We start from the raw sequence: 22,752 nt of genomic DNA on the forward strand, positions 1-22,752 counted from the left end.
TTTACTTCGCGCTTGTGTAACATGGGTTCAATATTTTAAAAGCAATAAGCGAGGTGTAAAACCTCACCTACAATAAACATCAAACCCAACACATATGCCAAACTTGTAGGTGCGAATTTACTTCGCGCTTGTGTAACGTGGCTTTAATATTTAAAAAGCAATAAGCGAGGTGTAAAACCTCACCTACAATAAACATAAAACCCGACACATACACCAAACCCGTAGGTGCGAATTTACTTCGCGCTCATGTAGCGTGGTTTTAATATTTTAAAAGCAAAAAGCGAGGTATAAAACCTCACCTACAACAAACATCAAACCCAACACACGCAAAACCTGTAGGTGCGAATTTACTTCGCGCTCATGTAACGTGGTTTTAATATTTAAAAAGCAATAAGCGAGGTGTAAAACCTCACCTACATCAATACATACACCCGACCCGTAGGTGCGAATTTACTTCGCGCTTGTGTAACATGGGTTCAATATTTTAAAAGCAATAAGCGAGGTGTAAAACCTCACCTACAATAAACATAGAAAAAAAGGCACCATAAGGGTGCCTTCTATGAATACTTAAACTTTAGTTTTGGTAAAATTCTTTATACCATTTAACTAATTGGCTCACACCCTGTTTAACATCAACTTGAGCTTTGTAACCTGTGATCTTAAATAAATCTTGTGTATCAGCAAAGGTTTTATAAACATCACCGGCCTGCATTTCACGAAAGTTCTTTTTAGCTTCAATACCGAGTTCAGTTTCAATAGCTTCTATAAACTTCATTAAATTAATTGGGCTTCCATGACCTATATTATAAACAGCGTACGGAGCTGAACTACTAGCAGGTGAGCCTGTTTCAACTCGCCAATCAGGATTTGCTGTAGGTATTACATCAGCGGCACGTACTACACCTTCAACAATATCATCTATGTAAGTAAAATCTCTCCACATATCACCATTATTATTTATATCAATAGTGTCGTTGTTGAGTATTTTTTTAGTAAAAATATATGGAGCCATATCTGGACGACCCCATGGTCCATAAACGGTAAAAAAGCGTAACCCCGTCGTTGGTAAACTATATAAATGCGAATAGCTATGCGCCATAAGCTCATTCGCTTTTTTAGTAGCAGCGTAAAATGAAACGGGATGATCAACACTATCCGTTGTTTCAAATGGCGTTTTTTCGTTTAAACCATATACAGAACTAGACGATGCATAAACCAAATGCTTAACGCCGTTATTTCTACAGCCCTCTAGTACATTTAAATGCCCAACTAAGTTAGAGTCTGCGTAAGCATCAGGGTTTTCTATCGAGTAACGTACACCCGCTTGAGCCGCTAAGTGTATTACTTTATCAAACTGATGAGTTTTAAATAGCTCACTCATTACTGGTCGTATTGCTATATCGAGCTTAATAAATGTAAAAGCTTCATGATTTTCAAATTGCGCTAAGCGTGCTAATTTTAAATTCACATCGTAATAATCATTAAGGTTATCAATACCTACAACCTCATGCCCTGCTAATAACAATTTTTGACATGTGGCTGCACCTATAAAGCCTGCAGCGCCAGTTACCAAGTATTTCATATTTTTCCTTTAATAATAAAAGCGAGGTATAAAACCTCACCTACAAATAAAACATACACCCAACTCGTATGTGCGAATTTATTTCGCGCTCATGGATCATATAATGTGGGTTCAATGTTTAAAAGCGAGGTGTAAAACCTCACCTACAAATAAAACATACACCCAACTCGTAGGTGCGAATTTACTTCGCGCTCATGGCTCATGTAATGCGGCTTCAATGTTTAAAAGCGAGGTGTAAAACCTCACCTACATCAATACATACACCCAACCCGTAGGTGCGAATTTACTTCGCGCTCATGGCTCATGTAATGTGGCTTCAATGTTTAAAAGCGAGGTGTAAAACCTCACCTACAAAGCAAAGAAAGCGAGGTGTAAAACCTCACCTACATCGCCAATACATTCAGCATAAATCAGAGTTTATTTTACTTAGTTTTTAAGTTAACCACATTATCTAAATTTTTATCTACTGTAAGTTTTTCACTTTTAGCATTCCATACTAAATCGCAAATACCATCGGTTGGGTTAAATCCTGTTGGGGCATCAAGCAATAATTGGCGTATTTTTTCATGCTCAAAGTTATGGCACGCATTATCCATATCATCAATAAACACGTTAAGTTCGCTAAGCGGTAACATAATTTCTTGAGCGGTCATTATACGTTCGTGCGAGGTTTGAGCTACGCTATCGCCAATTAAAAGTTCTTCATAAAGTTTTTCACCTGGGCGAAGTCCGGTACATTGTATTTCTATATCACCGTGGGGGTTTATATCGCTTTTAATATCGAGACCCGAAAGCCTAACCATTTTGGTAGCAAGGTCTTTAATTTTAACAGAGTCCCCCATATCCAGAACAAATACATCACCGCCTTTACCCATGGCACCTGCCTGTATAACCAACTGAGCAGCTTCGGGAATGGTCATAAAATAACGGGTAATATCAGGGTGAGTGAGCGTTATAGGTCCGCCTTCTTTTATTTGCCTACGAAACAAAGGCACAACAGAACCCGACGAGCCAAGCACATTACCAAAACGAACCATGCAAAAACGAGTGTTATGCTTACTCCCCTGCTCTTGCGCTAAACCTTGCAGCACAAGCTCAGCCATACGCTTTGTAGCGCCCATAACATTCGTTGGGCGTACGGCTTTATCGGTAGAAATAAGTACAAAGGTTTCTACACCTGCATTAATCGCCGCTTTTGCAGTGTAATAGGTACCAAACACATTATTACGCACGCCCTCTACAACATTATGCTCAACAAGCGGTACATGTTTGTATGCCGCTGCATGATAAAGAGTTTGTACACCAAAGGTTTTCATAACCGTTTCAATACGGTTAATACGCTGTACCGAGCCCATCATTGGGAGTAGCTCAATATCTAAATTATTTTTAGCTATATATTCACATAACTCTTTTTCGATTGAATATAAACCAAATTCGCTTAGCTCAAACAACACTAATTTACGTGGATTTTGTTTAATTATTTGCCTACATAGCTCAGACCCAATAGAGCCACCGGCTCCAGTAACCATAACCACTTTATTGGTGATATTTGCGGTCATTAAATCGGGTTTAGGGGTTACTGCATCGCGCCCTAGTAGGTCTTCAACTCCAACATCGGTAATTTCAGCTAATGTTGCTTTACCTTCTACTATGTCGGCCATGCCAGGCATCGACAGTACTTTAATTGTTAAAGGTTCTAACTGCGCTAAAACCTCTTTACGACGAGATCTGCTCGCGCTAGGAATAGCCAATAAAACTTTAGTCGCTTTACGTTTAGTTATTAGCTCATAAATACTTTTAAAACCAAGTACAGGAATACCTTGTATTACAGAGCGATGCTTTGCTTTATCGTCGTCAATAAATGCACATACAAAATACTCTGGTCCTGCACTAAGAGCCGTAGCTAACTGCCGCCCTGCTGAGCCCGCACCATAAATAATTACCGACTCTTTTTTACTAGTCGTCATTTTACCTATAATGGCACGTACCAATACACGCGAACCACCAACGGTTAATAAACATAACCAAGCAAATATAAACGGCATAGTACGCGGTATATTTACATTTATAAAAAAGGCGATTAAAACTAAGCTCACCGTTGTTATTACAGTACCAAGTACTACAGCCCATATAGCTTGCGAGTTCATGTACCTAAGTACCGCCCGATAAAGCCCAAGGTTTACAAAAGCATATAAGCTAGTAGGTATTAACATGACAAGTAACAGCCAGTTACTTGCTACTTTTAATGGCTCAAAGCTATCAAGCCTAACAATAAGAGCTAGCCAAAATGCAAGCATAATAAATATCGAATCAATACATAAGGTAATAATTCGCTTTTTAGCGCGTGATGAGTTTAAAATTAAACGTATAAAACTATCCACAGCAAGTTCCCTATTGTTACTTTGTATAACAATTAATTAATAAAAGAGGATTAACATAAATATTATTTAAATTTGTGAATTATAGGTAAGAAGTAACTAAAACTATAGGAAACATAAAGTATACCCTCTTAAATAAATGCACTTCAATTTTATGCTTTAGGCATTTGCTAACCCTAACACGTCTTTTATTACTTGAGTTGTTTTAACTATTTCAGCTTCAGTTAAAGTAGGGTGCACTAAAAACATGATTGAGGTTTCACCTAGTTCTACAGCATTTGGCAAACGTTTTTCAGGGCGCCACTGTGTGTTATCAAATGCTTTTTCAAGGTAAACCTCAGAGCAACTACCTTGAAAGCACGGTACACCTCTGCTAACTATTTCGTTAACAATACGATCACGATCCCAGCCATCAGCTAGTTGTTCAGGTTTAATAAACATATAGTGCTTATATTCAGCGTGTTCAATGTACTTTGGCACTTTAACTAAACGGATACAGTTAAACTCACTCGCTGCGCCATCAAGCAGGGCAGCATTAGCTCGACGCTTTGCCGTCCAATCAGTCATGCGTGTTAATTGAATGCGACCAAGTACAGCTTGCATTTCTGTCATACGCCAGTTAGTGCCAAAGCTTTCGTGTAACCATCTAAATCCTGGTGGGTGTTCACGATTATAAATAGCATCAAAGCTTTTACCATGATCTTTATAGCTCCACATAGCTGACCATAACTCTTTTGAATTAGTAGTTACCATGCCGCCCTCGCCGCCAGTTGTCATAATTTTATCTTGGCAAAAACTCCATGCGCCAACATGACCAATGCTGCCAACTGACTTACCTTTGTATTTAGCACCATGCGCTTGAGCACAGTCTTCAATTACATAAAAGCCATGCTCTTTACTCAATGCCATTATGTCGTCCATTTCGGCAGGCATACCCGCTAAATGCACCACAATAACCGCTTTAGTTTTTGGTGTAAGTACCGCTTTAATACTAGCTGCTGTAATAGCCTGACTATTTAAATCTACATCGGCAAATATAGGGGAAGCACCTGCGGTAACAATGCTTGACGCAGAGGCTAAGAAAGTACGAGGCGTAGTGATCACTTCATCGTCAGCGCCTATATTTAAAGCTTTAAGTGCTAAATCAAGTGCTAAAGTGCCATTACCTAATGCAATTGCGTAATCGCTATCAGTCCATGTAGCAAATTCTTTTTCAAATTCGCGACCTTCCGTACCCGTCCAGTAGTTAACTTTGTTTGATAAAACAACACGGCTTACAGCATCAGCTTCTTGCTGAGTAAAGCTAGGCCAAGGAGAGAATGGGGTATTTAACATGATATTCCTATTAATTCTATACAATAATGGGGAAGTAAATATTTATATATTAGAAACTGCCGGAGAGCCAAATGCAGTAACGTTGTCGGGGATGTTTTTTACAACCGTGCTGCCAGCACCTATTAAACAGTTTTCACCAATTGTTATTAACTGCTTTACTTGACTACCGATACCAACCCAACTCTTAGTGCCAACTGTGACCCCTCCTGCTAAGGCGACATTAGGGCAAATATGAGTAAAATCACCAACAACACAATCATGCTCGACAATTGCCGCAGTATTAATGATGCAGCCGGTTCCTACTTTAGCAAATGCATTAATAACAGCACCCGAAAAAACCACAGTACCTTTTCCTATTAGCGCATACTGGCTTATAACTGAAATAGGATGAATTAATGTAACAAGGTTAAAATTGTTTTGTAGTAATAACTCTATTTTTTGCTGGCGAATATCGTTATTACCAATAGCAACTACAACATCGTTGTTAAATGCTTCATTCGCATTATTTAGAGCTATTAAATCATCGCACGTACCATGTATTGACCAATGTTCAATATGCGCTTTACTTGGGTAGGCATCATCATAAAAGTTAGCAGTAAAGCCAAGTTGCTCTGCAATATCGGCAATTACTTTACCATGACCACTGGCGCCAACTATAGCGAGCTTTTTAGTCATGATGTGAACCTTTAAATGGCTCAATAGTCACATGCCCGTCAGCGCTTATACCTTCGCGTACGAAAACTTTTTTTACTGTGAGTAACAATATTTTAAAGTCGAGTAAAAAACTTTGGTTATCGACATACCACACATCAAATTTAAACTTTTGCTCCCAACTAATAGCGTTACGCCCGTTCACTTGTGCCCAACCAGTTATACCTGGGCGCACATTATGCCGGCGTGCTTGATCACTGCTATAAAGAGGCAAATATTGCACAAGTAGTGGCCTTGGCCCAACTAAGCTCATATCGCCTTTTAATACATTAAATAAACCTGGTAGTTCATCCAAACTAGTAGAGCGTAAAAAAGCACCAAACTTAGTCATACGCTCATTATCAGGCAGCATATTACCAAGCTTATCTTTTCCATCAAGCATGCTTCTAAACTTCATCATTTTAAATATTTTACCATTCAGACCAGGACGATCTTGAGTAAATAAAATAGGTGAGCCTAATTTAAAACGAATGAGTACTGCAACTAAAATTATTACTGGTAATAAAATAAATAAAGCGCTTAGAGCAACTATAAAATCAAAAAGTCGCTTCATTTTTTTACTCCAGTAACCCAAACAACCCACTTATCAGCTAGATTATGACGATTAAAATCACGCTTAGCCAAAGCTTGGGCTCTTTCACCCATTTCAGGTAGTAATTCTTTATTATTTGCTGCATTTTGTAACGCGTCAGCAAATGCTATTGCGTTATCTGGTTCAATTGCATAACCGCAATTATTATCTTTAATCATACCGGCTAACCAACCAGGGTAATTATTAAGCACAGGTAAGCCCGCTGAAATATAGTCAAAAAACTTGTTTGGCGATGTCCCGTAATAAAAAGCAGGGATATTTGCTAATAACTGTAAGCCTATATCAGCTCCTTTCATTAGCTCTGCAAGTTTACTTTTATTGACCGGAGGGTGGAATATTACATTATCCAACCCTTCTAGCTTAGCCCTTGCCTGTAAGCCCTCTTTCAACTTGCCTTGACCAACAAGAACCAGCTTAATGTCGTTACGACCTCGTCTTTTTAGTTCAGATGCTGCATCCAATGCCGCATCTAAACCATTAGCCTGCCCATGGGTGCCAGTAAATACAGCCATTAAATCTTTATCTTCTACTCCCTCAGGTCGCCAAGCAGTAACACCATCAGCAAATATAGTTAAATCACATCCATTTGGGACAATTTCAACTCTACTTGCTTTCACACCACGTTTTTTAATACCTTCAACAATACCTGGCGACAAGCCTATACAACGATGAGCAGAGCGATACGAACACCACTCAAGCATAGACATTGCAGCTAACACTAAAGGATTTTTTATTACTCCCATCTCTTTTGGTAATTCAGGCCATAAGTCCCGAACCTCAAATACGAAAGGCTTACCTCGTAACCAACGCGCAAATATGCCAGGTATTCCAGCAGTCAAAGGGGTTGTAGTTGCAAAAAGCACGTCATATTTGTACGTTAGCGCAATACCGATACTCTTAACTGCAAACTTTAAAAATGTACCGGCACGTTTCATTAAACCATCAGTATTAGAATAAGCTAAATCAAATTCAATTATATTAATGCCATCTACCACGCCCTCTCTGCGACCCTTTATAAAATTTGGGGTTAAGCCTGTTTCTCCGCCTCCATAACTGCCGCAAACCATAGTCACTTGATGTCCATGTTTTAATAATCGCTGCGCCATTTCATATGAACGAATACCTGTAGAGCCGCTAGGTGTAGAAAAGTGTTGGTGAAAATATAAAACATTCATAATTAAAATTTTACTTCCGTAGTCAGTGTTCCAGGCTCGGCAACTTCTATTTCGAGTACTGGTATTTCAGATTCTTGGTGGTAATAACGAGATTCAAAACCTGTCGTTAGTTCAATGCGCATTATACTAATATTTGCTGAGATATTAATTGTACAAAACTCACTAACAAGGCTACTTCCAACTAACTTCCAATCTACTGGGATAAGTCTAAAACGAAGTACTGCCTTTTGCTTAAAGCCACTAACAATGTCTTCTATAGTAAGAAAATTTGGTTCTAAGCTAATTGCACGTGTATGTTTGCAACCAAATCTATCTTCATAACCTGCACTAATCTGTTGCGCACTACCTGAAAATGCAAGCTCCTTTTTAATAGTGGTTTTTAACCAATCACCTAATAAAAAGCGGCTCAAGCGTGGCATTTGATCGTGCGAGTCAAATTCAATTGTATTATGGCTTTTTACTCCACCATAATAATCTATGTATTTTTGCCCAGCATTGTAGCTAAATGTACCACCATCTCGAAATACATTTTGGTCATTCAACCAAAAGTCAATGTGCAATGCGTCACACTGGCTGGGTCTAAACTTAAACATAGGGTAGTTAAAATAAAGTGCGGCATTAGTCGTATTCAAATAAGCATAGCCACCATCTCCAAAGTCTTTTGCAACTTTTCTTGCTACGCATTGGCTAGGCTTTTTTAATTCTAACCATTCAAGTGGGACATTAAAATCACCGCTAAAGTTATACACTAGTTTATTAGCAAACAATGTACTGGCAAGCTGAACACTAGGCCTAAAGTCTCTATAATCAGTATTTGTTAACGGAATTAAGCGCGCCCCATCGTTAGCACCAAGGTTTGGAGTATCTCCAGTTTTAGAGTCTGTAAAATAAAATAACCACTTGGTAGCAGCTTCTAACTTTACATATAAAAGTTTTGAAAAATGGGGCAAGCTATGTTTTAGACGCCACGCTTCTGTCAAGCTATAAGTATCAAGCATCACTCTATGGTAATTTACTGAGTACTGACTAAAACTTCCGTCTATTTCAATTAATTTATTAGCTCTGTTTTCAAGCCACTTTAAACCTTGTTTTTGCCATTTAGCGCCGTCATTATCACCATTTAGCACAAGCCAGGAACCGCCAATATAAAGCGCTGCCGCTTCAGAAGTCCCATGGTTATTGTCTTGAGCAACTGCATACATGATAGTTGGCGATATTCGCTTTAAATGTGCTTTAACTAAACTCAATAATGCAGGAGTCGTGTTTTGGGTTTGTTTGAGCAATAACGCAGCCAAAGCTAAATGCATCACTCTTATTGATGCCTCTTGTCCACACTTCCAATTAACTCCACTATAAGTGGGGTTATTTTCAATCCAGTCGGTAACCCAAAAATTTAACTTAGTAAGCGTGTTTTTATCACCACTAACAACTTGTTGAGCAAAGCCAACTATCCAGTCAAAGCGTGATGCTTCCCAGACACCTTTTATGTCACCTAATTGGTTATTAAAATCATCTATTAAATACCAAGGTTTGTCAGAAGGTGCTAACTCGCTATTTAAACAGCTTTGATGCCAATTAGGGACCTTTAAGCTAGCTTTTTCAAAGCCAAAGTATACATGTTGATCAAACCACTGTGTATTACACTGGCTATGAATAATAGAGCCTACGTACGGAGTAAAAAAACTTCCCTGTTTAATTTCACTCTTAATGCTTTTTACTTTATTTAACCCTGTTTTTATTCCAAGTTGATATATAAACACTCGAGTTAGGTTTGATAAACCTAAATCGAGTGCTGTTTTAACTTTGACTAAACTCATTTTTGTATGCGCAACTGCTCTGCAATATCAATCGTCACTTTAGCAACTTCAAATAACTCATCTGCAGGTATTGGTGCTAATGTCCCATATTTTACAGAGTCAATAAAAGCCGAAGAACAAGCTTTTTGACCTTTATCTTGCTTCCATAAATTAAGCTTTTTAAATCCTTTCCAGCCAAAGCCCTTCAATTTAATAAAGTTATCTAACTGCAATGTACCACCAGCTGCAAATACCTCAATTCTTTCTTTTGGATAGCTCGCTGCACCATTTGCTAAATAGTGAATAGTTCCAAATGATCCATCAGCAAAGCCAAGAATAATTGCCGCTTTATCTTCTGTAACATCAACTTCATTTGTATCGCCCATTCTTCGAGCTTGCACACTTACAATTTCACTATCGGCTAAGTAACGCATTAAATCGATGAAATGACACGCTTCACCAATAATACGCCCGCCTCCTACGTTATTATTTTGCGTCCAGTGATCAGCTGGAATACAACCAGCATTCATTGTCATAATAAATGATTTAGGTTCTTTAATTGGTGCCAATAGCGATTTTATTTTTTGTATTTGAGGTGAAAAACGCCGATTAAAACCAACCATTAGCTTAGGTGCTTTTTCGGTTTTTATTGCCTCATCATAAACGGCCTTAACTTCGGCTAACTCATCATGTGTAATTGCGAGTGGTTTTTCTACAAATACATTTTTGCCCGCTTTAAGCGCTTGCTGAACAAAATATGCGTGGCTGTTGTGTTGAGTAACAATAGCAATAGTATTAATACTCGGGTTTTCAATCATATTCTGCGTATCAGTGGTTGCCTCGCTAAAACCAGCTTTCTCACCATGAATTACACCATTAATACCACCAGATGTAGAAATGCTATGAAATTGTGCACCAGCTTCTTTAAAAGCGGGGATCAACATACGTGAAGCATAATTACCCGCACCAATGAAACCAACTACAGGCTCATCCGCTTCATATTTAGGCGCTTCTTTCAATTTTATTATTTTTTTATGGCGACTTGTTACATCTGACTCAAACTGCAATAAAATACCCAAAGCACTTTTATCGGTTGTTAATAAGTCATAAGCGTCACTTGAATTTTCGAATTTAAACCGATGTGTAATTAGCGGTTTCACATCAATTTGCCCACCTGACATCATATCAAGTATTGCTTCGAAGTTACGTTGCTCTGTCCAACGCACAAACGCTAATGGATAATCATTACCTTGCTCTTCGTAACTAGGATCGTAACGCCCTGGTCCATAAGAGCATGAAACTTGAAAAGTTAGTTCTTTTTCATAAAAGTCAGCACGACTTAGTTCAAGACCAATTACACCAACTAAAATAATGCGACCGCGCTTTCGACTCATTCTAGCCGCTTGCGTGACTGGGTCATTTGATTTAGTTGATGCCGTAATAATAACGCCGTCAACACCAATACCGCGGCTAAATGCCATGCCTGCAGCTACGGGATCTTCCCCTTTACCAGGATTACACGTTTGTGCACCAAATTGCTTGGCCAAATCGAGTTTAGATTGGTCAAAGTCAATTGCTAACACTCGGCAACCTTGCGCACGTAACATTTGTACTGTTAATAGACCAATTAAGCCAACACCAGTTACAACAAAGCATTCTCCTAAAGTAGGATTAGCTAAACGAATGCCCTGTAAACCTATACTTGCAACAACAGTAAATGATGCTTCTTCGTCGCTTACATTATCAGGTATTTTGGCAACTAAGTTTTTAGCGACACGCACTACATCAGCATGTGGACCATTCGATACAACCCTATCTCCCGCTTTGAAATCTTCAGCACCTTTCCCTGCTATCTCAACAGTACCGACATTGCAGTAACCTAGAGGTAAAGGCTGTGCAAGTTTTGATTTAACAGCATCAACTGTAGTCATCAAGCCATCAGTTTGTACTTTTTCAAGTACCATTTTTACTTTATCAGGTTGAGCGCGTGCTTTATCAATAAGGTTCGCTTTACCAAAATCCACTAACATTCTTTCTGTGCCTGCAGATATTAGGGTAGTCGTAGTATTTATCACTACATTGTTTTTTGTTACTTGAGGCACCGGAGCTTCAACAATGGCCGAACCTCCTTTAGCCATATCTTGAAGTATTTGTTTCATAAGTAACCTCTGTTATTGTTTATAATATTTGTTAAAAGGTCTACGACCGATGATTGTTCATCTAAGGTAATACAAATAACGCCTTCAGGCCTTGGGCACACATTAGATGCTATTACATTTGCACCGAAGTCCAATGCCTCTCGTACACTGACAGAATCACCGTCCGTTTTAGTTAAACGCAAAAGAGCTAAAGTATTTTTTAAAAAGGGTAGTTGAGAGGCACCATTATCAATAAATATAAAATTAGGAAAAACTTTTAGGCTTTCAATTTTACTTCGTATTGAAGAACCAAACGCATCTTCAGTGACTATACCAATCATTAATACAAAATTAACCTCTGGATATAAGGGGAGAAGCTGCTTATATACTTCAAGAGTATCTAAAATACCGTACAAATCTAATTCGCTTTCAGTACTTACTGATCGCCAAGCTGAACACAGTATAATATTTCTCTGATCCATTTTAGCAAGGTGATGATATTTTTTTGGTAAAGATAAAACGGCCTGACCTACTTCTGCTTCTGTAGGCTTTAAATAAGGTGTCATAAGAGTAACCTTCTCCATATTTATACCTTTACTCTCATAGTAATTAACAATATTTATATTTACAGCTTTAATGCGAAGAGCCTTATGGCAAAAAGCAATTAAAATAGCTTCACCAAATTTTTCTCGTTTTAATCTTCTATAACTATTATGATCTACAAATACACAGGAACTAGATATCCCTGTAACAAATAAGAAAAAAAGTACTATCTTATTTGAAACATTAACCTCAACCTCGATAGAGGATCTTTTAAGTTTATAAAAGTAGAATAGAAAAAATAGCTTTATTAAATTAAGTCTATAACGACTATCAAAGTGTCTTACATCAATATTTTGTAACCGTAAACTGTTTAGTTTTCTCATGCAATAAACGGATACTCCACCCAACGGGGGCGGGATCGCTCCTAGTAGAAAAATAGTCAATATGCACTCCTTAATTAAACTACTGACAATTTAAAATAAAAACTTACCTGCCTTATCTTTTTATGAATACTCTATAATGAAGAAAAATAAAAATAAGAAAGACTGTGAGCATATATAAATTACTAACTGTATAAGATAACTTATAATAAAAAACACCATGAAGAATGACTTGACAATACAAGGTATAAACAACGACAACTCCGAGACTCAAGGTTTTTGTTCGAAAAGAATACATAAAAATAGAAAACAAAGCAGATATAAAAGTCACAGTTAATAAAAGACCAATAGATCCTAAATGTGTATACCAACTGCCTATAAATGTTTTAAAAACATATTTACTAAAGCCATATGTATTTAAAAAACCGAAATGATCATCTAATAAACTGACGCTATCAGTCTCTTTGAAATATTTTAATATTGGAAATATTTTTGAAAAATCCATATTGTTCGCATCTATATTGGTAGCATATCGATTAAACTCTCCAAACTGTTGCGAAAAATATATAAGCATTGATTGGAATAAAGAAAAATAATCTCCACCCTTGAGAAAGCGGGCTAAAGATATAAGAATAAAAAATGAAATAAAAGATAAAAATAAAAATAAAAAATATTTTTTTATTCTCCTTCTAACTTCTTTATCTAGAAAACCCTTAAATATTATATATGAAAATAAAAAAGACATAGACCATAAAACAATTCCATCTCTACCAACTGATGCTAAAACGTTAACTATATAGCTCATAGATGTTAGAAGCATTAATATATTAAACCATTTTTTTTCTGGATGTTTTAAGTAAGAGTAAAAGAAAAACACGAGCATAATAGGATAAAACTGTGTTGTGTATGAAAATAAGAGATACAACCCACCGGAACTAACACTTTCCTGTGAAACAACCATAGCTCTAAGATTTATAATATTATCTGCAGAGGAAAAAACGCCATATACTATAGGTATAAAATATATAATTGCGAACGCATTAGTAACAATCAAAAACCAACCAATTCTAAAAAACGCTTTATCATCAGCACAATATATATCGTCAACTTTTCGTAAATTCAACATTGATACTGGAATCATATATATTAAAAATGCAAGTAAAAATATTATCGTAGCAGTAATTGAATATTCTTTGTACGGTACACTAAATTCAGCGAATAAAAAAAATGAACCCAAAATAGAACTTAAATAGAGGAACGATAAAAAAGAAAAAGGAGTAATCACTCCTTTACTTATTATTAGCTCCAAGGTGAAAAAACTAAAAACGACACATGACGCAATGAAAATATATTCGTTCACTATCGTATAACCTTTAATAGTAGGTTTGCAAAAACATTTAAAAAAGGTAAACCAGATATTTCATTCATTACCTTTGTATGATTCTTATATTCTTTCAACCCTCTTTTTTTACACCAAGCGGCTAAAAACATATTGTGATATAATTCGAAAAGAATAAACTTAAATGACTTCCTTTTTTTTTCATAAAAATACTTGGCTACATTATAAGAACTCAATCTATATAGATACTGTTTCTTGTTATCTAAACTTCTCGAAACACTAGCATTAAATACCCTATAGCAAGATGATACTTCATCTATATAGTGAATTTTATAATTATTATAAACAAACAACCATGTAGGATAATCTAACATTTTCCATTCATTAAACTTATAAGTATAAGTTTGATAAAATTCTAGAAGGATTTTCTTTTCAATCATAACGGTAAGTGTTGCAATTGGGTTTTTAATATATATTCCATCACCAATTTTACTGCCTAAGATATTTTTTTTAGATTTAGTGCCACTTGCATTGGATATTATAGCCTTGGTATAAACCATTCCATGATTTTTTACTAATACAGTAACTTGTTTTTGTAATTTATCCTCACATATCCAAAAATCATCACCTTCACATAGTGCTATATAATCACCACAGGCATACTCAATAGCTAAAGGTGTTATTTTTTTTCCTTTAGAAAACTGGTTCTCTTCTTGTAAAACAAGTTTAATAATTGATGGATATTTATCTCTATAACTTTGCAATATATTACGAGTACCATCAGTTGACAAATCATCATGAATGATAATTTCAAACCTAAATTCACACTTCTGAGCTAGCATACTATCAATAGTATCTTGAATGTATTTCACTTGATTAAAAGTAGTACAAACACAACTTATATATACTTTATCAGTATATTTCCAATGCACTTTAATTTCATCTTCAGTTTCAGGAGCTACTAATTTTTGACTTATCATTTAAGTACTACCAGTTTTATATCTTTGTTACAAAGCACATTAGCTTCAATCACTAATATACTTTTATTTTCTGTTTTATAATAAAGTTAAATACATGCTTATTCAGTGTAATTGTTAACTTAATAAAAACTTCAACACTCATTTTTCCCTAATCGTCTAATAGATAATTCTTTAGATACATATACCTGCGTTTCGAAACTAACATCTTGAGGAAGTACTTCTGAATCGTCTAACCAGCTTTTTAATAATTTAGGAAAATTAAAGCCCACTGCATGACTAATAGGATAATGCCCAGAAATACGACAATTCATTTCAGTTACATAAATCTGACCATTTACATCAAAGCAATCAACTGACAAAACACCTTTATGTCCAATGTTTTTAGAGAGTTTTTTTGCTATATGCTGATAATCAATATTATCTACAGTTAAACCTAAATCAGTTTCTCCAGCTCTCATTCTTACTTTCTGTTTTACAAGGCACGTATAGTAATTAGTCCCTATGTCATTAATAACATCAACACCATACTCGTTACCAATAAGTAACTCCTGAATAATAATAGGTTCATCTTTAGTTAAAGATGATTCATATTTTAAGTAAGAATTAAAAATTTCCTTACAGGACTTTTTATATAAAACTTCAAGCTCATCTTTATCATCAACTATATAGATTCCCATAGAAGCCATCCCCCAACGAGGCTTTATTATTAAAGGAAATGTTAATTCCCCTTTTGAAACTGCTTCAAGTGCCAATGCAGTACTAAGATAACTCTTTGGTGTAGGGATATTTAGATTTTTTAAGAAAGTATAAGTTTTCCACTTATCATTACAAACCTCAACAGAATCTACTGGAGCTAAAATTAATGTAATTCCATTCTCAATAAATAATTCTTCATGCTGTGCTAAAACAAATAAATCAATATCAAATAGAGATAAAACATAAGATATTTCATTTTTTTTACAAAAATTTATAATTGAACTAATATAATTATTTTCATAAATAAGGGGAGTAATCAAATAACCATCTGCATGCGTCATGGTATAAGTTAATTCACTGTTAGCTGTAAATATTAATCTTTCACCTAAAAATGCTTCCTTAAAATAATCAACTAAGTAGCCTCTTCTGCCAACAGAAGTTAGTAATATATTCATATTTTTTTCTCCAATTCTAAGCTGTCTATTGCACTTTCAATATCATTAGATGCAAAAGATTCGAATTTGTTTTTTATTATTTCAGGAGGTAAATCCCACCAATTTAGTTTTTCCAATCTGAGTATAATATCTTTGGGGAATCTAAACTTAACAAGTTTAGCTGGACAGCCCGCAACAATAGCATAAGCAGGCACATCCTTTGTTACGACTGAGTTAGCACCAATTATGGCACCATTAGAAATAACCACTCCTCTAATAATCGTCGAATTCGCACCAATCCATACATCATTGCCAATTGATAACTTTTTTTCAAATCGATCATATGATTCTTGACCATTATTCAAATCACAATTGCGATTATATAAAAAATCATGTGTTGTTAACTTATTGTAATCATGCTCTCCAGCCCCAATCGTGACTCCCCAAGAAATAGAACAAAATTTACCTATAACTGAATGCATTATAACAGTAAACTGCCCAGTATAACTATAATCACCTAGCTGTGTAGCTAACAAGAAATTATTCCTATCAACCCTTACATTATTTGACAAATCACAAGAGTAAACTCGACTTGATTCACCTAATATACAATTAATTCCAACCTTACTATTTTTCAGAATAGAATTAGCATATGCAGTAAAGTCATCCCCTGTAATACTATTTATAATTGTATTCATGTACCCTCTTTAAAGCTAAACGTTCATAGCACATAGTTCTAAACTAACCCTAAAGCGTATTTATTTGAGAACTACTGTGATTATTTTTTTATATAAATCATGCTCTATTAACCTAATATAGACTATGTATAAAAATGGCATTACGAGAGTATTAGCGACCAAGTTTGTATACAACCCCGTATCTGTATAACTTATAAAAAAAGTAACCAAATAATACGTGACTGCCGAACACGACATAGCTCCGAGCCAAATAGGAGCAAGTACCTTAACTTGTCTTGCTATTTTCAAACGACTGAATTTACCGGTGTAAAATGAGTTAATAAAAAAAGCTATATAGCCTTGAACTACCAGACCGATGCACATTGCTTTGATCCCTAAAGGAATCGTTATAAGTAACATGCAAACAATTAAACTTTTTTTTATGATCTCAAGCTTTAAAAAAATATCCGAACGACCTTTAACATTCAATAAATTCAAATTAATAGCATGTACTGGGTACAACATAAAAGCAAAAGCTAATATAGTTAATAATTCAGCTGCAGGAAGCCACTCTTCACCTAAAACAAGGGTAATTAAGGGGGTTGCAATAATCCCCAACCCAGCCATTAAAGGAAAAACTATTGCTGCAGCAAGTCGTAACGTCAATAAATAAGCTTGTTCAAATTTATCAATATCTTTTTGAATGTTACTTAGCATTGGATAAGTAACACGTTGGATTACTGTTGTAAGCGTCATAGCAGGCACGCTAGCTAATTGATTAGCTTGAGTAAATAACCCTACTTGTCCAGAACTAAATTGCTTTCCAATAACCACTTGGTAGATATTTTTGAAGAAAGTATCAAGCAATCCAGCTACTAATAACTTGGAGCCAAAACCAAATAAGTAACTAAATGACTTTTTACTAAAACCAGTAGTAGGTAACCACTTACAAAAAAAGTTTAGCAATAAGGCATTACATACCGCTTGCATTACAGTCTGCCCAACAAGTGCCCAAACACCATAATTTAACTCTGCCAACCATATAGCAAAACCGCAACTAATAAAAACACTTAACAAAGAGGCTTTAGCTTGAGTTTTAAAATCCATATTAATAGTCAGTTTAGTCCGCTGAATAATAGAAAAACTATTAACAATAACGACCACACCCAACACCCGCAATAGGCTTTCTAACTGAGGTTGCTCAAAAAATAAAGCGATGTAAGGAGCTAATATAAATAAAGCTCCATAGCAAATTACACCTATGCCTATATTAAAATAAAAAGCAGTTGAGTAATCAGTTTCAGTTCGCTCTGTATTTCTAATTAACGCAGAAGAAAAACCGCTATCTACAAACACTTGGCTCAAAGCGATAAACACAGCTAACATACCTACTAAGCCGAATGCTTGAGGCCCTAGTAATCGAGCTAAATAAAGCATAACTATTAATTGGATTGCTTGAGTTACTAGGCGTTCAATAGCACTCCATTTCAAACCGCTTGTTGTAGATTTTATGTGTTTATTATTAGGGCTGATAAATTTTGTCCGTAAAGTTTTTAAACAAGGCATTTCCATTAAAGTAATAGCTTGAGCATGTTTAAATATTCTATGATTGAATAATTTTTTTAATCACGTCAGTTACTTTTAATACATCACTTGGTGTAATGTATGCATGTAAAGGCAAACATAACACGCCACCTGAAATACAATGACTGCTTTCGCACCCAAAACTCTTTTGTTTATTATAAGCTATGTCTAATGAAGGAGTAAAATAGCGTCGACTTTGTATATTTTCACTAGCTAAAGCCTCGATTATTTTTTCCTGTAATTTTTCGTCTTTAATAAAAATAGGCATATATGCGCCATTTTTAGTGGCTAGCTCGTGCCATTTTGGCATTTCGACATATGCTTTTAGTTCTTCCACATATAAATTGAATAATAATGTTCTACGCTTCATTACCGGCTCTATATCATCAAGTAACGTTAGCCCAATTGCACATTGATATTCATTTAACTTTGCGTTAATCCCGGGACTACCCAATGCGCCATCACTTTGAATACCAAAATTAATAAGCTGTTTGGCTATTTCAAAATTAGTTTTGTTTTTAAAAATAATAGCACCACCTTCAACAGTATGAAATAGTTTGGTAGCATGAAAACTCAGGGTACTAGCATCACCAAAATTCAAAACCGACTGTCCGTCTACTTTGACTCCGAAAGCATGTGCAGCGTCGTAAATTACTTTTTTATTATACTTATTAGCAATATCTGTAATACCTTTCACATCACAGGGATTGCCATAAACATGGGTTGCTACAATTGCATCATAACTCTCATCTTGACTTAAAGCTTCATCAAGTTTTTTAGGACAAAGGTTATAATTAGAAACATCTATGTCGCTAAAAGCAGTGTCAATACCTTGCCATAGTAACGAACTGGTTGTAGCAACAAAACTAAAGGGCGTGGTGATTGCCGAGTTAATATTCAAGGCTTTACAAGCCACCTGAATAGCTAATGTTCCATTGGAAACAAGTAACAGATTCTCAACACCTAGGTAGGCTTCTAGCCGCTTCGTGAGCTGCTCATGCAATGGACCAAAATTTGTATACCAGCCACTTTCGTTTACTTGCGCTAAATATGAGGTCAATTTTACTAAGTCTGGAGTAAGTGGTTTATTGAGTGCGATCATCATTCAGTCTTTAATTAATTGCATTAAATATTGGCCATAGCTATTTTTTAAAAATGGCTTTGCCAGCACTTTAAGTTCTTGTTTACTTAACCAACCATTGTTAAATGCAATTTCTTCTAAACATGCTATTTTATAACCTTGGCGTTTCTCGATTGTTTCAACAAATTGTGCAGCTTCAAGCAAGCTTTCATGTGTACCTGTATCCAACCAAGCAAAACCACGACCGAGCATTTCTACATTAAGCTTACCTTGAGCTAAATACATTTCGTTTAAACAGGTAATTTCAAGCTCACCACGGTAAGATGGTTCAACTTGTTTGGCTATTTCAACTACAGAATTATCATAGAAATATAATCCTGTTACAGCAAAATGCGACTTTGGTTTTACCGGTTTTTCCTCAATCGAAATTGCTTTTTTATTTTTGTCAAACTCAACCACACCAAAGCGCTCTGGATCTTTAACCTGATAGCCAAAAACTGTTGCACCTTGACCATTCTTTGCATTTTCTAGTGCGTGCTTTAATTTTGGCGTAAAGCTTTGCCCGTAGAAAATATTATCACCGAGCACTAAACAAACATCATCGTTACCTATAAACTCTTCACCAAGAATAAACGCTTGCGCTAAGCCATCAGGGTTTGGTTGTACTGTATAATTAAGTTTAATACCAAACCTTGTACCATCACCAAGTAAGCGCTTAAATGAATCACTATCCTCTGGGGTAGTGATTATTAAAACCTCATTAATACCTGCCAGCATTAAAACTGATAGCGGATAGTAAATCATTGGCTTATCATAAATAGGTAACAACTGCTTCGATACGCCCATAGTTATTGGGTAGAGGCGTGTACCTGAACCGCCTGCGAGAATTATTCCTTTCATGTCACTCCCCTTTAGCTTGTGTATTTATTTCACCAAGGCGTTCACGCTGATAAGAACCATCCTGAACATTCTTACACCAGCTTTGATTATCTAAATACCATTGAATGGTTTTATGTAAACCAGTTTCAAATGTTTCGACTGGTTTCCAGCTAAGCTCTGCACCCATTTTTGTTGAATCTATTGCATAGCGGCGGTCGTGACCAGGGCGGTCTGTCACATAAATAATTTGCTGTGCATATTTTGATTTTTTAGGCACCAGCTCATCTAAAATACTGCAAATAGTCTGCACGACTTCAATATTCTGCTTTTCATTATGACCACCGATATTATATGTTTCGCCAACGTTACCTTCGGTCACTACTTTATATAAAGCACGGGCATGATCTTCTACATATAACCAATCACGAATTTGATCACCTTTGCCGTAAATTGGTAGTTCTTTACCTTCAAGCGCGTTTAATATAACTAGTGGTATTAACTTTTCAGGGAAGTGAAAAGGTCCATAGTTATTTGAGCAATTAGTTACAATTGTCGGGAACCCATAAGTACGCAGCCATGCACGCACTAAGTGATCACTCGACGCTTTACTCGCAGAATATGGGCTACTTGGCGCGTATGATGTTTGCTCGGTAAAAAGTGGTAGCTCACCAGCCTGCTCATCTGGGTGTGGTAAATCGCCGTATACTTCGTCTGTTGAAATATGATGAAATCTAAATGCTTGTTTTGCATTTTTGTCAAGTGTATTCCAATATTCTCGTGCCGCCTCTAAAAGGTTATAAGTACCAACGATATTAGTTTGTATAAACTCTGCAGGACCAGTAATCGAACGATCAACATGACTCTCAGCAGCTAAATGCATTACAGCATCAGGTTTATGGATTTTAAATACGCGATCAAGTTCTTCGCGGTTACAGATATCAACTTGTTCAAATGTATAACGAGCATTTTTGTCTACTATCTTTAGTGACTCTAAATTGCCCGCATAAGTAAGTTTATCTAGGTTAATAACTGTGTCTGGAGTGTTTTCGATGATATGTCGAACAACTGCAGAGCCAATAAAACCAGCACCACCGGTCACTAATACTTTCATTTACCAAATACCTTTTGTGTCTATTAGGTAATCACTTTCAACTGCACCATTTTTAAACTCTTTATGGTCAACAAGTAACAAATGAACATCTGCGCTTTCTTTCGCGCTTTTCAATGTAGATAGATTAAATGTTGAAATACTACTTGGAAGTTTATTTATATTAGGTTCAACAGCTATAACTACACCCGAATGCAATGCTGCAATTTTTTTTGTGATGCTTAGTGCTGGGCTTTCTCGTAAGTCATCAATATCTGGTTTAAAAGCTAAACCATAACAAGCTACGGTCACATCTTTTGCTGTTTTTGTTGGGTTGGACTGTAAAAAATCTGCAATAGCTATTTTTACTTTATTAATTACCCACTGTGGTTTAGCGTCATTTACTTTGCGAGCAGTATGAATTAATTGAGCCTCTTGTGGCGTTTTACTCACAATAAACCACGGATCGACTGCTATACAGTGACCTCCAACTCCAGGGCCCGGTTGTAAAATATTAATACGTGGATGGCGGTTTGCAAGTGATATTAACTCCCACACGTCTATGTTTAATTTATCACAAATAATTGACAACTCATTAGCAAAAGCTATTTGTACATCGCGGCATGAGTTCTCTGTTAGTTTTGCCATTTCTGCGGTACGTGCATTAGTTATTACACATTCACCTTGTACAAATGTTTTATAAAGCTCTACTGAGCGCGCTGAACATTTTGCAGTCATGCCACCAATAACGCGATCATTTTCGACCAATTCACGTACTACGTGACCTGGTAATACACGCTCAGGGCAATGCGCTATATTTACATCAGCATTTTCACCCGCTTTTTGTGGAAATGATAAGTCCGGGCGAGCTGCTGCTAACCATTCAGCCATTTGTTCTGTAGCACCTACTGGTGAAGTAGACTCAAGGATAACTAAGTCACCTTTTTTAAGCACTGTGGCAATAGCTTCACTTGCTTTTTTGATATAGCTTAAATCCGGTTCTGGTATTTCAGAGTCATTTTCTGTATTTAAAGTGCTTTTGAATGGAGTGGGCACTGCAATTAAAAAGGCATCCGCAGGCTCTGGTAATGTTGTTGCTTTTAAATAACCTTCAGTAACTGCGGCATGAACTATCATATCTAAATCTGGCTCTACTATATGTATTTCACCGCGATTTATTGTATCTACTGCATGTTGGTTTATATCTACCCCAATTACGTTTTTTTTACGTGACGCAAACATTGCAGCTGTAGGTAAACCAATATAGCCTAAGCCAATAACTGAAATTGTATTAAATGACATGATAGTCCTATTATAAATTTATTTAAGCTTCAAGCTTCGGAAAAGATTTAGAGTTAAAACTTA

The 22,752-nt window shown here is 36.1% G+C and carries 18 protein-coding genes; all 18 read right to left on the reverse strand.

The window, feature by feature from the left end; all coding sequences use genetic code 11:
- Nucleotides 1-574: 574 nt before the first annotated feature.
- The 18 genes from I6F65_RS13245 to wecC all read right to left on the reverse strand — a co-directional run bounded on the left by I6F65_RS13245 (nucleotide 575) and on the right by wecC (nucleotide 22,689).
- Nucleotides 575-1,582 (reverse strand): NAD-dependent epimerase, encoded by a 1,008-nt coding sequence (locus I6F65_RS13245; protein WP_197113267.1) that lies wholly within the window; start codon nucleotides 1,580-1,582, stop codon nucleotides 575-577.
- A gap of 422 nt (nucleotides 1,583-2,004) precedes the next feature.
- The gene (locus I6F65_RS13250) at nucleotides 2,005-3,963 is read right to left on the reverse strand and encodes a polysaccharide biosynthesis protein (protein ID WP_197113269.1); all 1,959 of its coding nucleotides are present in this window, start codon (nucleotides 3,961-3,963) and stop codon (nucleotides 2,005-2,007) included.
- 156 nt (nucleotides 3,964-4,119) lie between these two features.
- A complete protein-coding gene (locus I6F65_RS13255; RefSeq protein WP_197113271.1) occupies nucleotides 4,120-5,295 on the reverse strand; it encodes a DegT/DnrJ/EryC1/StrS aminotransferase family protein in 1,176 nt (391 codons plus the stop codon).
- Between the two features lie 42 nt (nucleotides 5,296-5,337).
- Nucleotides 5,338-5,970: an acetyltransferase gene (locus I6F65_RS13260; protein WP_197113273.1), complete on the reverse strand. Its 633-nt coding sequence runs from the start codon at nucleotides 5,968-5,970 to the stop codon at nucleotides 5,338-5,340.
- The gene (locus tag I6F65_RS13265) at nucleotides 5,963-6,559 is read right to left on the reverse strand and encodes a sugar transferase (RefSeq protein ID WP_197113275.1); all 597 of its coding nucleotides are present in this window, start codon (nucleotides 6,557-6,559) and stop codon (nucleotides 5,963-5,965) included. Before I6F65_RS13265 ends, I6F65_RS13260 begins: the two co-directional genes overlap by 8 nt.
- Complete coding sequence (locus I6F65_RS13270; protein WP_197113277.1) at nucleotides 6,556-7,773, reverse strand: glycosyltransferase family 4 protein; 1,218 nt, start codon at nucleotides 7,771-7,773, stop codon at nucleotides 6,556-6,558. The genes I6F65_RS13265 and I6F65_RS13270 overlap by 4 nt, the downstream gene beginning before the upstream one ends.
- A 2-nt stretch (nucleotides 7,774-7,775) precedes the next feature.
- The gene (locus tag I6F65_RS13275) at nucleotides 7,776-9,590 is read right to left on the reverse strand and encodes a heparinase II/III-family protein (protein WP_197113280.1); all 1,815 of its coding nucleotides are present in this window, start codon (nucleotides 9,588-9,590) and stop codon (nucleotides 7,776-7,778) included.
- Nucleotides 9,587-11,728: a bi-domain-containing oxidoreductase gene (locus tag I6F65_RS13280; protein ID WP_197113283.1), complete on the reverse strand. Its 2,142-nt coding sequence runs from the start codon at nucleotides 11,726-11,728 to the stop codon at nucleotides 9,587-9,589. The genes I6F65_RS13275 and I6F65_RS13280 overlap by 4 nt, the downstream gene beginning before the upstream one ends.
- Entirely contained in the window at nucleotides 11,725-12,693 is a 969-nt protein-coding gene (locus I6F65_RS13285) for a hypothetical protein (protein ID WP_197113286.1), read from the reverse strand. The genes I6F65_RS13280 and I6F65_RS13285 overlap by 4 nt, the downstream gene beginning before the upstream one ends.
- Before the next feature lie 52 nt (nucleotides 12,694-12,745).
- Nucleotides 12,746-13,990 carry an O-antigen polymerase gene (locus I6F65_RS13290; RefSeq protein ID WP_197113289.1) on the reverse strand — a complete coding sequence of 415 codons (1,245 nt, stop codon included), beginning with the start codon at nucleotides 13,988-13,990 and terminating at the stop codon, nucleotides 12,746-12,748.
- Entirely contained in the window at nucleotides 13,990-14,949 is a 960-nt protein-coding gene (locus tag I6F65_RS13295; protein WP_197113291.1) for a glycosyltransferase, read from the reverse strand. The genes I6F65_RS13290 and I6F65_RS13295 overlap by 1 nt, the downstream gene beginning before the upstream one ends.
- A gap of 131 nt (nucleotides 14,950-15,080) precedes the next feature.
- On the reverse strand, nucleotides 15,081-16,100 hold the full coding sequence (locus I6F65_RS13300) for an ATP-grasp domain-containing protein (protein ID WP_197113293.1): 1,020 nt from the start codon (nucleotides 16,098-16,100) through the stop codon (nucleotides 15,081-15,083).
- Nucleotides 16,097-16,777: a CatB-related O-acetyltransferase gene (locus I6F65_RS13305; RefSeq protein WP_231613180.1), complete on the reverse strand. Its 681-nt coding sequence runs from the start codon at nucleotides 16,775-16,777 to the stop codon at nucleotides 16,097-16,099. The genes I6F65_RS13300 and I6F65_RS13305 overlap by 4 nt, the downstream gene beginning before the upstream one ends.
- 60 nt (nucleotides 16,778-16,837) lie before the next feature.
- Nucleotides 16,838-18,328, reverse strand: a complete 1,491-nt coding sequence (locus I6F65_RS13310) for a lipopolysaccharide biosynthesis protein (protein WP_231613181.1) — start codon at nucleotides 18,326-18,328, stop codon at nucleotides 16,838-16,840.
- Nucleotides 18,329-18,359: 31 nt separating this feature from the next.
- Entirely contained in the window at nucleotides 18,360-19,445 is a 1,086-nt protein-coding gene (locus I6F65_RS13315; RefSeq protein WP_231613182.1) for a DegT/DnrJ/EryC1/StrS family aminotransferase, read from the reverse strand.
- A complete protein-coding gene (gene rfbA / locus I6F65_RS13320; protein ID WP_197113295.1) occupies nucleotides 19,446-20,321 on the reverse strand; it encodes a glucose-1-phosphate thymidylyltransferase RfbA in 876 nt (291 codons plus the stop codon).
- 1 nt (nucleotide 20,322) lies between these two features.
- On the reverse strand, nucleotides 20,323-21,411 hold the full coding sequence (gene rfbB, locus I6F65_RS13325; RefSeq protein WP_197113297.1) for a dTDP-glucose 4,6-dehydratase: 1,089 nt from the start codon (nucleotides 21,409-21,411) through the stop codon (nucleotides 20,323-20,325).
- Complete coding sequence (gene wecC, locus I6F65_RS13330; RefSeq protein ID WP_197113300.1) at nucleotides 21,412-22,689, reverse strand: UDP-N-acetyl-D-mannosamine dehydrogenase; 1,278 nt, start codon at nucleotides 22,687-22,689, stop codon at nucleotides 21,412-21,414.
- Nucleotides 22,690-22,752 lie beyond the last annotated feature (63 nt).

This window comes from Pseudoalteromonas sp. SWXJZ94C, from assembly GCF_015864385.1.
GTDB lineage: Bacteria > Pseudomonadota > Gammaproteobacteria > Enterobacterales > Alteromonadaceae > Pseudoalteromonas.

Excerpts from the sequence above, each read along its gene's own strand:
- I6F65_RS13275 (WP_197113280.1), bottom strand. The coding sequence starts at position 9,590 with ATGAGTTTAGTCAAAGTTAAAACAGCACTCGATTTAGGTTTATCAAAC.
- I6F65_RS13265 (WP_197113275.1), bottom strand. The coding sequence starts at position 6,559 with ATGAAGCGACTTTTTGATTTTATAGTTGCTCTAAGCGCTTTATTTATT.
- I6F65_RS13315 (WP_231613182.1), bottom strand. The coding sequence starts at position 19,445 with ATGATGATCGCACTCAATAAACCACTTACTCCAGACTTAGTAAAATTG.
- wecC (WP_197113300.1), bottom strand. The coding sequence starts at position 22,689 with ATGTCATTTAATACAATTTCAGTTATTGGCTTAGGCTATATTGGTTTA.
- I6F65_RS13255 (WP_197113271.1), bottom strand. The coding sequence starts at position 5,295 with ATGTTAAATACCCCATTCTCTCCTTGGCCTAGCTTTACTCAGCAAGAA.
- I6F65_RS13295 (WP_197113291.1), bottom strand. The coding sequence starts at position 14,949 with ATGATAAGTCAAAAATTAGTAGCTCCTGAAACTGAAGATGAAATTAAA.
- rfbB (WP_197113297.1), bottom strand. The coding sequence starts at position 21,411 with ATGAAAGTATTAGTGACCGGTGGTGCTGGTTTTATTGGCTCTGCAGTT.
- I6F65_RS13245 (WP_197113267.1), bottom strand. The coding sequence starts at position 1,582 with ATGAAATACTTGGTAACTGGCGCTGCAGGCTTTATAGGTGCAGCCACA.
- I6F65_RS13310 (WP_231613181.1), bottom strand. The coding sequence starts at position 18,328 with ATGGAAATGCCTTGTTTAAAAACTTTACGGACAAAATTTATCAGCCCT.
- rfbA (WP_197113295.1), bottom strand. The coding sequence starts at position 20,321 with ATGAAAGGAATAATTCTCGCAGGCGGTTCAGGTACACGCCTCTACCCA.
- I6F65_RS13260 (WP_197113273.1), bottom strand. The coding sequence starts at position 5,970 with ATGACTAAAAAGCTCGCTATAGTTGGCGCCAGTGGTCATGGTAAAGTA.
- I6F65_RS13305 (WP_231613180.1), bottom strand. The coding sequence starts at position 16,777 with ATGAATACAATTATAAATAGTATTACAGGGGATGACTTTACTGCATAT.
- I6F65_RS13270 (WP_197113277.1), bottom strand. The coding sequence starts at position 7,773 with ATGAATGTTTTATATTTTCACCAACACTTTTCTACACCTAGCGGCTCT.
- I6F65_RS13280 (WP_197113283.1), bottom strand. The coding sequence starts at position 11,728 with ATGAAACAAATACTTCAAGATATGGCTAAAGGAGGTTCGGCCATTGTT.
- I6F65_RS13300 (WP_197113293.1), bottom strand. The coding sequence starts at position 16,100 with ATGAATATATTACTAACTTCTGTTGGCAGAAGAGGCTACTTAGTTGAT.